Below are 12,534 nucleotides of genomic sequence, written 5' to 3'. Positions count from 1 at the left end.
CAGGCCGCACGAGACAGAGCCACAGGCCGCTGGCACAGAATGCACGGGAACTCTTACGGAATTAGAGTGTAATTTGCTTTTTGACAGCGATGTATGGTAAAATATAACGAATTTTATGAAGGAGCAGCGGCATGAACGAGAGGATCTATGTGTGCCATACGTTTTATCATGTGTATATTGCCTGTCTGAAGGAGTTGAACCTGCCCGGTGCAAAGAGGGGAGAAGCTTGCCTGGTGCTGAGTACGATGTCCAATGATTTTGGGGATTTGAAGGCCAGGGCTGAGCGTTCCGGTCTTTTCCGGCAGATTTTTATTTTTGAGGAAAAGGAAGAAGATTTTTTTCCTGTTCTGCGTAAATATCACAGAAACAGGGGAAACCTGATATTAAATATGTTTTCCAGAATGAAGTTCTGCAAGCTGCTGGGAAAGCTTCAGGAGCCTTATATCCCGGTGGACTTCCGGCAGTATAAGGATATTTATGTGTTTTGTGATTCCGATCCGATCGGATATTATCTGAGCTGGAAAAAAATATATTATCATGCCCTGGAGGATGGCCTGGATTGTATCCGGTATTATGATACGGCCAGATATGATAACAGGGGACATTTCGGTCTGAAGGCATTTCTGGCTTCCCGGAATCTGATTTTCATTCAAAACGGGTGGGGAAAATATTGTCTGGATATGGAAGTAAATGATATTTCCGTTCTGGAGTATCCCTGTCCCAAATATGTGGAGTGTTCCAGGGAAAAGCTGGTGGAAAATCTGACGGAAGCGGATAAGGACTGCCTGCTGGGTATCTTTCTTGAAAATAAGGAGCGGCTTGTAACCCAGCTTTCCAGCGGGGAAAATCATGAGAATAAGATTCTCATACTTACAGAACCGCTTTGTGATTTGGAGACGCGGAAACGGATTTTTCGGGATATTATCGATATTTATGGAAAAGATGCGCAGGTGATCATGAAGCCTCATCCCAGGGATGTCCTGGACTATGAGTCGGAATTTCCGGACTGTGTGGTGCTGTCAGGCAGATTTCCCATGGAAATGATGAATTTTTTGCCGGATATCCGCGTGAAGAAGGTAATTTCCGTATTTACGGTTCCTTCCTCTATCCGGTTTGCCGAGGAAACGGTGTTTTTGGGGGAAGATTTCATGGATAAATATGAAGACCCGGAAATTCACAGGCAGAATGAGCAGATAAAGTAATCGCTCAGACCTGTCTGAACGGTTATCAGATAAAAGGATAAGGTATCATATGAAGAAAATTTTAAAAAAAATGAACGTCCTTCTGGATGGAAAGCAAAAAGCCAAGATGGGCGGAATTGTAGTGCTGATGATTATAGGGGCGGCGCTGGAAGCCTGCAGTATCGGACTTGTTATTCCCATAATTACGACGCTTCTGGATCCGGAGGCGGTGAACGGGGACGGATATCTGGGCGACATTTACCGTTTCCTCGGGATGAAGAGCACTTCCCAGTTTACCATTGTGATGCTGCTGGTCATCATCGCGGCCTTTGTGGTAAAGAATGTGTTCTTATATTTCCAAAATGTGGTGCAGCTGCGTTTCGTATATACCAATCAGTTTGCCACGTCCCGGCGTATGATGATTAATTTTATGGAACGGCCCTACGAGTATTATCTGAATGCGGATACCTCCGTCATCCAGAGAAGCATTACTTCCGATGTAAATAATATGTACGGGCTCATCCTTTCTTCTCTTCAGCTGCTGAGTGAAATTATTATGTTTCTCGTTCTGGTCATCGTGCTGATGACACAGGATCCCATGATGATTCTGACGATAGCCCTGCTTCTGGTTATTGTGCTTCTGGTTATCAAATGTATTTTAAAGCCTATCATGATAAAGGCGGGAGAGGATAATCAGGAATATTACAGCGGCCTGTATAAGTGGATTGATCAGTCCGTGATGGGAATCAAGGAAATCAAAATTGCCAATAAGGAAAGTTATTTCATCAATGAATATTCCAAATGCGGCGCAGGTTATGTGGGAGCGGTACAAAAATATAATATTTATAATGCGACCCCCCGTCTTCTGATCGAAACAGTCTGTATTGCAGGTCTTGTGCTGTATCTGATTTTACAGATTGCTTCGGGAAAAGAAGTGGCGGCGATGATCACTCAGATCGGTGTTTTTGCGGTTGCAGCCATGAGGCTTCTGCCCAGCGCCAACCGGATCAATAATTACCTTACCTCCATATCCTATTTTGAGCCCTTTTTCATGGGGGTCAGTGATAACCTGCAGGAGGAGATTAATGACAGAAATGTAAATTATGACGCGGAGGCCTATGAGGCAAGAAAAGAGATTAAAAAACTGCCGGTTCTGAAAAAAATAGAATTAAAGGATATTGTCTATAAATATCCGAATACGGATGTCCTCATTTTCAATCATGCGGATATGGAAATTCCGGTGGGATGTTCTGTAGGAGTGGTGGGAACCTCCGGAGCGGGAAAAACTACAATTATTGACGTCCTTCTGGGGCTTTTGAATATCCAGGAAGGAAGTATTCTGGCTGACGGCGTGGAAGTCAGGGAACACTATGAGGAGTGGCTGAAAAATATCGGCTATATTCCGCAGACTATTTTCATGATTGATGCATCTATCAGAAAGAATGTGGCATTCGGCGTTCCGGATGAGGAAATTGATGATAACAAGGTATGGCAGGCATTGAAGGAGGCGCAGCTTGACGAGTTCGTGAAGGGGCTTCCGGAAGGGCTGGATACGGGAATCGGGGAGCGGGGAATCCGTCTTTCCGGAGGACAGCGTCAGCGTATCGGGATTGCCAGGGCTTTGTTTGAGGATCCGGAGGTTCTGGTTCTGGATGAAGCGACTTCTGCGCTCGACAATGAAACAGAAGCAGCCATTATGGATTCCATTAACCGGCTTCACGGACGCAAGACTCTTATTATTATTGCCCACCGTCTGCAGACCATTGAAAAGTGTGATATGGTTTACCGGGTAGAAAACGGGCAGATCGCAAGAGAAAGATAAGCGTTAGGTTAAAAAAATCTGCAGGCAGGGACAGCGGCAGAAAGGAGGCGGCGATGGCGGCAGGAAAAAGAAGACAGGCGAATTTTGAATTATTGCGTATGCTTGCCATGCTCATGGTGGTTACCATGCATTTCCTTTCCCATACGGGAAGTCTGCCGGAGGCAGGAAATGGGCTGACGGAAAGAACAGTGGCTGCCATCCTGATTGAAGCCTTTTGTATTGTAGCGGTGAATGTATATGTGTTTATCAGCGGTTATTTCCTGTCGGAAAGCGGGTTTTCCCTGAAACGGCTGATCCGTCTGATATGCCAGGTCCTTTTTTACACGCTGCTGATTCCTGTGGTACTGGCGGCGGCAGGCGTGCTGGATCCCGCACAAGTTAATATTTATTATATCTGGCAGTCACTGTTCCCTGTGGAATCAGGGCATTACTGGTTTGTGACTGCTTATGTGATTATGTATCTGTTTTCTCCGGTATTGAATGCTGCTGTGAAGGGGATGGGGAAAAAACAGCTGCAGATTACGCTGGTATGTCTCTTTCTCTTTTTTAGTTTGGGAAAGAGCCTTAGCATTCTGATGTTTGCCTCGGACAAATTCGGTTATGATTTCGGCTGGTTCATCTTTTTGTATCTGACGGCGGCTTATGTGCGTAAATATGGAATTCCCTGTTTAAACAAAAAGCATATCGGTATTGCGGTTTATATAAGTTCCTGTACCGCCGTGGCGGTAATTACCATAATAACACTGCTGATCTGCGGAAAAACGGGAAGCCTGGAATATTATGTATCCGTGCCCTTTCATTATAATTTTGTGTTTTGCCTTACCGGAGCGCTGGGGCTGTTTATGGCCTTTTCCGGGCTGAAGATCCGTTCGGAAAAGCTCGCCTCCCTGATCTGCAGGCTGTCACCTGCTATGCTGGGGGTGTACTTAATTCATGAACATATGGATATCAGCGCATCCTGGACCGGATGGCTTATCGGGACGCCGTCGGAGCATCTGGGAGGATTTCTGATACAGCTGGCGGAAAGTGTGCTGTTTATTTTCTTTTTTGGAACGGCCGTGGATTTGCTGCGGGGGAAATGCTTCATGGTTTTGGAACGGATGCTTGCACGTACGTCTGTGGGAAAAAAGTGTGCCTCCGCTGTCCGTCATGTGGATGAGATTATGAAACGCTGAGGTTCACAGGAATGAGTGAATGTTGCGGACGGATAGAAAATGAGATCATACACGGAAAGGAACTCTATGGGAAAACAGGGGATCCGATTAAAAAAAATAAACATGATAATGGTAAAATATGTATTTCCGATACTTTTGTTTCTTTATCCGCTTCTCTGGATGAACCAGGGAATTGATGTATCGGATCCTATGTACAGTCTGACTAATTTCCGCTTTTTTCCCCAGATGGAGGGAAGCTGGGCATTGGCCACTTATCTGGCCAATGTGACAGGCTGGCTGCTGATGAAGCTTCCTTTTGGGGGCACGCTGCTGGGAATGAATTTTTACACAAGGCTTATTATCAGTGCTATGGCGCTGCTTTCCTACTATTTCCTGAAGGGGAAGATGCCGGCCTGGATAGCTTTTGCGGGAGAAATTATCGCTGTAAGCTTCTGCTGGTGTCCCACAACGATTCTGTATAATTATCTGACCTATTTTCTGTTTCTGGCGGTCTGTATCCTGTTATACAGAGGGCTTATATGGAACCGGAAAAGCCTGCTTGTGTGGGCAGGTGTATGTCTTGGGCTAAATGTCATGGTGAGGACGCCCAATATAGCAGAAGCCCTTCTTATTTTTGCAGTTTTCTTTTATGGAAAGCTAAGCGGGGAAAAAGCAGCTGAAATGTGGAAGAATGCCGGTGCCTGTGTGTCAGGATTTTTACTGGGGTTTGCGGGTGTATTCCTGGCAATCTGTATCCAGTACGGGCCGGGGGCATACTTCGGGATGTTCGGCAGTCTGGCGGGATATACCTCCACGGATGAAAGCTACTCGCCTTTTTCCATGATTACTTCTATACTTTCCGCATATGGCGGTACCTTAACCTGGCTTATGGTAATTGCCGTATGTATATTGGCGGGATGGATATTTTTCCATTTGCTGCCGTCTCGTCTGGAGAAGGCGGGGAAGGTGCTCTACTGCCTGTGTATCCCCATTTTGATCCGGCTTTTCTGGGGCAGGGGGATGTTTACTTTTACCTATTATAATTACCGCAGTATATACGAGTGGGGCATGCTGTTTTTGTATCTGATTTTAATAAGCTGCTGCATTTGTCTGGGAAACAGCCTTTTTTTCCGGAGGGACAGACTGCTGGCGTTTATCATTCTGCTGTCCGTAATAGCCACGCCGATCGGCAGCAATAATGAAACCATGCCAAATTTGAATAATCTGTTTCTGGCAGCGCCCTTCGCCCTCTGGATGCTCGGTAAGTTTTTCCGGCGCAAGCTTCGAAAGACGGAAGCGTTTCCTGTTATGGCCATGTCCGTCATGATAGTGGTGATGGTGTTTCTCCAGGGAATTGGCTTCAGAAGCAGGTTTGCCTTCGGAGACGGAATATACGGGGAAAAAAGAGAGGCAAAGGTGGAAAATTTCCGGGTGCTTGCCGGAATGAAAACACAGGAAATAAATGCCGTGAATCTTTCCGGCCTGCTTGGATATGCGGAGGAAAACGGATTAAAGGGCAGGAGCCTGATAACCTTCGGCAATGCCCCGGGGCTGAATTTTCTTCTGGATATGCCTTTAAGCATCACGCATGGCTGGCCGGATCTGGATACCTATCCGGCGCAGCAGATGGAAGAGGAGCTTCTTGCGCTGCAGGAGGAACCGGCAGTTATTATTTATAAAGAACATGGCGAGCTTCCGGAGGAAAGTGCGAAATGGGACGCCTTGCAGTTGTTTCTTTCGGAAAAAGAATATATACTTACTTATGAAAATGATGGATATCAGGTGTACACCCTGCCTGAAACATAATTGTCCGGTAATATATCCCGGAAATAAGCCAGCCGATTGTGTATTTATCAGATAAGCGCACAATGCGGACGGAAGAAATAAGAAAGGCGACAGCTATGATCAGATTTAACGTACCGCCCTTTACGGGAAAAGAAATGGATTATATCCGTCAGGCAGTGGAAAACCAGAAAATCTGCGGGGACGGTGAATTTACCAGGAAGTGCAGTGAATGGATAGAGAAAAAAACCGGTACCAGTAAATGCCTGCTCACCACCTCCTGTACCCACGCCACAGAGCTTGCCGCCCTGTTAGCCCAGGTGGGGCCTGGAGATGAGATCATTATGCCTTCCTTTACATTCGTATCCACGGCGGACGCCTTTGTGCTCCGTGGGGCCGTGCCTGTATTTGTGGATATCCGTCCGGATACCATGAATATAGATGAAACCTTGATCGAGGCGGCCATTACCGAAAAGACAAAAGCTATTGTGCCGGTCCATTATGCCGGGGTAGGCTGTGAAATGGATGCCATTATGGATATAGCAAGAAGGCATAAGCTTCTGGTTATTGAAGATGCCGCTCAGGGTATTATGGCTTATTATAAAGGAAAAGCATTGGGAGCCATCGGTGATTTCGGCTGCTTCAGTTTCCATGAAACCAAAAATTACAGCATGGGAGAAGGGGGCGCTCTTCTTATCCAGCATGAAAAGGATATCGAGGATGCGGAGATCTTCCGGGAAAAGGGGACGGACCGCAGCAAATATTTCAGGGGCCAGGTGGATAAATACCGCTGGCAGAATTACGGCTCCAGCTATCTTCCCAGTGAACTGAATGCGGCGTACCTTTATGCCCAGCTGGAAATGGCCGACGTTATTAATGACGAACGTATCCGTATATGGAACCAGTACCGGAACGAACTGGTGGGCCTTGCGGGAACAGGGAAAATCCAACTGCCCTATGTTCCTGATTACTGTGTGCAAAATGGCCATATGTTTTATATCAAGACGGCAGATCAGGAGGAAAGGGCGGCACTAATCGATTTCCTGTCGGAAAATGATATCCTCGCCGTATTCCATTATGTTCCGCTGCATTCCGCTCCGGCAGGGCTGAAGTATGGACGGTTCCATGGAGAGGATCGTTATACCACCAAAGAAAGCGAGAGACTTCTTCGGCTGCCCATGTATTATGGGCTAAAAGAAGAACAGGTAAGCTATATTTCAGGAAAAGTAAAGGAATTCTATGGTTTTAACTAAGCTGGGAACATTATACCGGAAATGGGAAAACTGGATATTGCCGGCCCTTTTTGTGCTGATCCTGCTGCTTTTATTGGGCCTGAGGTTTGATTATTATTATGATCTCAATGATGACGTGCTCATGAAGGATATTTTATCAGGCGTTTACACAGGCGCTTTTGAAAGCAGAAACGTGCAGATGCTTTTTCCGCTGAGCCTTATCCTGAGCTTTGTCTGCAGAATATTCGGAACCTCTTATGTATATGGCCTGTTTTTATGCGTCTGCCAGTTCGGCAGTCTTTATGTGATTCTATACAGGAGCATGGGGTATGCGGAAAAATCGATGGGAAAAGCAGCGCTGGGCCTTCTGGAAAGCCTGCTTTTTGCCGCCCTTCTTCTGCCGCTGCTTGTTTTTGTGCAGTATACGGTTACCAGCGGCCTGCTGACGGCAGCGGCGGTCTTCTGGTTTCTTACGGGAAAAAAGGCGGAGGCAGAGAAAAGTGCGGGCGGATTCCTGAAAAAGAATCTTCCGCCGGTGCTTTTATGCATACTGGCTTTTTTGCTGCGTCCGGAAATGCTGATTCTTCTTCTGCCCCTTGCCGGTGTGGCGGGGCTGTGGAAATGGGCGGAGGAAAGGCCTGTTTTTACGAAAAAAAATGCGGCCTGTTATCTGGGAGTTTTCGGTCTGATTCTGACCGGACTTCTAATCGGACAGGCGGCAAACGGGATAGCTTATGGAAGTGCGGAATGGAAAGAGTTTTTCCGGCTTTTTGACGCCCGGACGGAAGTTTATGATTTTAAGACGGCCGATATCCTGAAGTATGAAGAAAATAAAGAATTTTATGATTCGCTGGGATTGACAGAGGAAGAAGCCGCTCTGCTTGGCAACTATAATTATGGAGTTGATGATCGGATTGATGCAGGGCTGATGGAGCGTATCAGTGCATATGCTCTGGAAAAGGAAGGCTACTTCGGGAAAAGCCTTCGGGAAGGGCTCTGGCTTTATAAAGCACGGCTGAGCAATACGCCCGGTCTGGATTTTGATGCGGAGCAGGAGTTTCCGTTCCTGCTGACGGAGGCGGTTCTTATCGTGCTTTTGCTGCTGGCGGCATACCTGGGAAAAAGAGCGGCGCTGCTATGGCAGCTGCTTCTTTTTGGAGGGGTGAGAAGTGTTTTGTGGATGTATCTGATTCTCAGGAACCGAGTGCCGGTGAGGATCAGCCATCCGTTATATTTTGCCGAAATCGTTATGCTGGCCGCATGGCTGCTTCATTATTTGAAGGATGGACAATTTACGGCAAAAGAAAAGCTTTCGGCCCGCCGGTGGCTGAATCCGGTGTATGTTTCAGCGGTCCTGCTGTTTGTGACGGCGATTTCCCTGTTTCCCCGTTCCATGGAGAAAACGGGAGAGGAATATGCGTCCCGTGAGGGGATCAACCGGACCGATACGGCAGCCAGGGCGTATTACCGCGGTCATCCGGAGATTCTCTATCTTGCAGACGTGTATTCCACGGTGCAGTTTTCGGAAAAGATGTTCCGGGATGGAGAAACACTTCTGGGTAATTATGATCTTTTGGGCGGCTGGCTGTGCAAGAGCCCTTTGGCTGAGAAAAAGCTGGAAGCGTTCGGCTATGTCTCTTTGGAGGATGCCCTTGTTAACGGAGAGAATGTCCGGCTGGTTTCCCTGAAGGGCGAATCATGGGAATGGCTGGAGGCATATTACCGGGAGAGAGGTCTGGTGATCCGGGTAATCATGGAGGAGCGGATACCGGGCGGAACAGAAGGGAATGAGCTGGAGGTATACCGGCTTCAGAAAGAGGAGATTTCCTGATATGGAAGAAAAAATAGATTTGGGGCCGGTGTATCTGCGGCCTATTACAATGGATGATACGGAACGGATCGTGGGATGGCGGAATTCGGACAGGGTAAGGGAAAATTTTATTTTCCAGAAGCCTTTTACCGTACAGGGCCACATAGAGTGGATGGAAACGAAGGTGGCTTCCGGGGAAGTGGTTCAGTTCATTCTGTGTGAAACAGAAGGGGACAGGCCTGTGGGAAGTGTTTATTTCCGGGATATTGACCGGGAGAATAACCGTGCGGAGTATGGGATTTTTATAGGGGAAGAGGATGCGGCAGGAAAGGGTTACGGGACTCTGGCTGCCAAAGGAGCTGTCTGTTACGCCAGAGATAAGATGGGGCTTCATAAGCTGATGCTACGCGTATTTGCTGATAATACCGCGGCGGTGAGAAGCTATGAGAAAGCCGGCTTTGTGAAGGAAGCTTTTCTTAAGGATGAAATAAAGGGGAATGATGGATATCGGGATTTGATCCTGATGGCATGTCTGTTTCCTGAAAATCCGTAAGTATAAATGGGAAGCAACTGTGCAGGTACCAAACAGTTATGATGGATTATGGCAGCGGCGAAGATATTTGAATGGTTGACGGAAATGATAGAACAGGAGAAAAGCCCGCGGCAGCAGGAATGCGGGCGGAATGGAAGATTGCATGAGGAAATTGGTTAGTATTGTGATTCCCTGCTACCGTTCGGCGGAAATGATAGGCGGTGTGGTGGCGGATATCAACAGGGAAATGGAAAAGCTTCAGGAAAAATACCGGTGGGAAATCATACTGGTGAATGACTGTTCACCGGATAATACCTTCGATGTCATCCGGGAACTCTGCAGGGAATATACCAACATCTGCGGTGTAAACCTGGCGAGGAACTTCGGTCAGCATGCGGCGCTGATGGCGGGTTTTCATCAGGTGAAGGGGGATATCCTGGTATGTATGGATGACGACGGCCAGACTCCGGCTTTTGCAATAAAGGATTTGCTGCAGGGCCTGGAGGAAGGCAGCGATGTGGTCTATGCAAAATATGAGCATAAGCATCATAATGCATTCCGCAATTTCGGGAGCCGGGTGAATGATCTGATGCTGAAATTCATGCTGGGCAAGCCTGCTGATTTGTACGTGTCCAGTTTCTTTGCGGCAAGACGTTTTATTGTGGATGAGATGCTGCGGTACCAGAATGCCTACCCTTATGTAATCGGCCTTGTTCTGCGTGCGACGCGCAATATAAAAAATGTGACGGTGGAGCATCAGGACAGAAAGGCGGGAGAATCCGGGTATACACTGAGTAAGCTCCTGGGTCTGTGGTTCAACGGTTTTACGGCTTTCAGTGAAAAACCGCTGCGGGTTGCCACCATGATCGGCACCGGATGCGCTTTCCTCGGATTCCTTTATGGTTTATATACAATTATTAAGAAGCTGGTAAATCCTATGGTGCCCATCGGTTTCAGTTCCCTGATGTCTGCCCTCATGTTTATCGGAGGAATGCTGATGCTGATGGTGGGACTGGTAGGGGAATATATCGGCAGGATGTACATTTGTATGAATAATGCCCCCCAATATGTTGTCCGGGAAATTGTGGGGGAAGAAGAGGGAGAAAAGGATACAGATCAGAAGGAAGAGACAGTTCAGAAGAAACAGGAGAAACCGCAGGAACAGTGATGGAAGCGAAGGCAGGGAAGACGATGAACTTATCCCGTAACTATCAAAAATTAATATCGGCAGCGGTGACCCTGCTGGGTGTTGTCTGTATCCCCCAAATGCTTTTATCCTCAGGGAAAGGGCTGGATTTCAGCAATAGTTTTCTTTCAGTCCTTCTTTGGGGGCTAAGTTTCCCGGCAGCAGACAGAGCGCTTTGGAAGGATAAGGTTCTGAAAGGAAGGACTGCCTGGGGCTTCTTCGGCGCTTTTCTTTTTGTGATGGCCTGCTTGTTCGGAAGCCGGCTGGAAGCGGCGGGGTATGTGGATTTTACGGACTGGCGCATGTGGGTATCCATTCCCCTTCTCACTTTTTTCTTTGGACTGCTTATCGGGGAGCTTTGGATATGGCTGGAAGGGAAACGTGTTATTCCTGTCTGCAGGGAAGAGCATATGCATGGATTTCGGGAGAATCTGATGGTTTTTCTTCTTTTCATGCTGGTGTGGGGAATTATTCTTCTGGCGGTCTATCCCGGCTTTTTTGTATATGACGCCCAGGATGAATTCAATCAGGTAGCGATGAGGCAGTTCACCACGCATCATCCTCTTCTGCATGTGCTGCTCCTGGGAGGGATCATATCTCTGGGGAATAAATTGTTTTCCTCGTATAATACGGGGATCGCGCTTTATATGCTTTTTCAAATGGCTGTAATGGCGGGCTGTTTTACCTATATTCTTGCTTTTTTTCGAAAAAGAGGGACTGCCAGGTGGTTCCGTATCGTAAGCCTGCTGTATTTTGCTTTTTTTCCTGTGATTCAGATGTATGTGTTGTGTTCCGCCAAGGATACTTTGTATTCTGCGGGCATGCTTCTTGTTATTGTTCTGCTCCTGCAATTGTTTGAGGAAAAGGAAAGCTTTGGTTCATGGAAAAAGTTTGTATTGCTGTCGGCGGCTTTGTTTTGTATGGCGGCTATGCGGCACAATGGTTTCTATATAATGCTCCTGATGATACCGGTGATGTTTCTGGCTTCCGGCCGGGAAAAACGGAAGAAAGCGCTGGCGGCCGGAATTGGGGCATTGGCGTTGTATTTTCTTGTGACAGGCGGGCTGGGCAGGGTGCTGCATGCACAGGCAGAGGAAAATCAGGAAATGCTTACAGTTCCCATTCAGCAGCTGGCCAGGGTTTATGCCTGCAGTCCGTCGGTGATGACACAGGAGGAACAGGAAACGCTTCATGAATTTCTTCCGGAGGAGGCGCTGAAGCGTTATACTCCCAAGCTGTCCGATAGTGTGAAAATTGATTTTAATAACGAAAGGTACAAAGAAAATCCGTCATTGTTCTGGAAGTTGTGGTGGTCGGTGGGAGGGAAGGCACCTGCGGCATATCTGAATGCCTGGCTGCTTACTTCCTATGGATTCTGGTATCCGGATACGGTGATCGATGTATACCGGGGGAATACAGTCTTTACCTATACGTATGAGGACAGTTCTTATTTCGGGTTCGAAACGGAACTGCCGGGGGTGAGGGAAAGTAAAATCCCATTGCTGAATGAGTGGTTCCGCAGGCTGAGTCTGGAAGTATTCCAGCAGAAGGTACCGGTGATATCCATGCTGTTTTCTCCGGGATTTTTATTCCTTATTTATCTGGCCGGGCTGTTGTTTTTGATGAAGCAGAAGGAGTATGTGAGGGTGCTGGCCTTTCTGCCGGTGGTGCTGAATTGGCTCACTGTGATTTTGGGGCCTACTTATCTGGTAAGGTATGTGCTGATTTTCTGGTTCGCTTTGCCTGTTTTGGGGTATGTTGTAAGTACAGGGAAATTATGCTATACTAATGGGAAAACTGGCGTTTTCCCTAGAACTTAGGTGAGCGGACAAGCC

General features: G+C 47.4%; 9 protein-coding genes. All 9 read left to right on the top strand.

Annotation, left to right across the window (positions count from 1 at the left end):
* Positions 1-131 precede the first annotated feature (131 nt).
* The 9 genes from BLA28_RS03795 to BLA28_RS03755 all read left to right on the top strand — a co-directional run bounded on the left by BLA28_RS03795 (position 132) and on the right by BLA28_RS03755 (position 12,519).
* A complete protein-coding gene (locus tag BLA28_RS03795; RefSeq protein WP_069156074.1) occupies positions 132-1,202 on the top strand; it encodes a glycosyltransferase family 52 in 1,071 nt (356 codons plus the stop codon).
* A 49-nt stretch (positions 1,203-1,251) separates the two neighbouring features.
* Positions 1,252-3,003 (top strand): ABC transporter ATP-binding protein, encoded by a 1,752-nt coding sequence (locus BLA28_RS03790; RefSeq protein WP_069156073.1) that lies wholly within the window; start codon positions 1,252-1,254, stop codon positions 3,001-3,003.
* Positions 3,004-3,056: 53 nt separating this feature from the next.
* Positions 3,057-4,178, top strand: a complete 1,122-nt coding sequence (locus tag BLA28_RS03785) for an acyltransferase (RefSeq protein WP_069156072.1) — start codon at positions 3,057-3,059, stop codon at positions 4,176-4,178.
* A gap of 66 nt (positions 4,179-4,244) precedes the next feature.
* Positions 4,245-5,963, top strand: coding sequence for a hypothetical protein (locus BLA28_RS03780; RefSeq protein ID WP_069156071.1), 1,719 nt, complete (start codon positions 4,245-4,247; stop codon positions 5,961-5,963).
* Positions 5,964-6,058: 95 nt separating this feature from the next.
* Entirely contained in the window at positions 6,059-7,192 is a 1,134-nt protein-coding gene (rffA, locus tag BLA28_RS03775) for a dTDP-4-amino-4,6-dideoxygalactose transaminase (RefSeq protein ID WP_069156070.1), read from the top strand.
* A complete protein-coding gene (locus BLA28_RS03770) occupies positions 7,179-9,002 on the top strand; it encodes a hypothetical protein (protein ID WP_069156069.1) in 1,824 nt (607 codons plus the stop codon). Before rffA ends, BLA28_RS03770 begins: the two co-directional genes overlap by 14 nt.
* Position 9,003: 1 nt before the next feature.
* Positions 9,004-9,534: a GNAT family N-acetyltransferase gene (locus tag BLA28_RS03765; RefSeq protein ID WP_169897200.1), complete on the top strand. Its 531-nt coding sequence runs from the start codon at positions 9,004-9,006 to the stop codon at positions 9,532-9,534.
* Between the two features lie 142 nt (positions 9,535-9,676).
* A complete protein-coding gene (locus tag BLA28_RS03760) occupies positions 9,677-10,681 on the top strand; it encodes a glycosyltransferase family 2 protein (RefSeq protein ID WP_242878418.1) in 1,005 nt (334 codons plus the stop codon).
* Entirely contained in the window at positions 10,681-12,519 is a 1,839-nt protein-coding gene (locus BLA28_RS03755; RefSeq protein WP_069156067.1) for a DUF6020 family protein, read from the top strand. Before BLA28_RS03760 ends, BLA28_RS03755 begins: the two co-directional genes overlap by 1 nt.
* The last annotated feature ends 15 nt before the right edge of the window (positions 12,520-12,534 follow it).

It is taken from the genome of Eisenbergiella tayi (genome assembly GCF_001881565.1).
In the GTDB taxonomy this organism is placed as follows: domain Bacteria; phylum Bacillota; class Clostridia; order Lachnospirales; family Lachnospiraceae; genus Eisenbergiella; species Eisenbergiella tayi.
The sequence above is the reverse complement of the archived record's forward strand: the minus strand, read 5'-3'. Positions and strand labels throughout refer to the sequence as shown.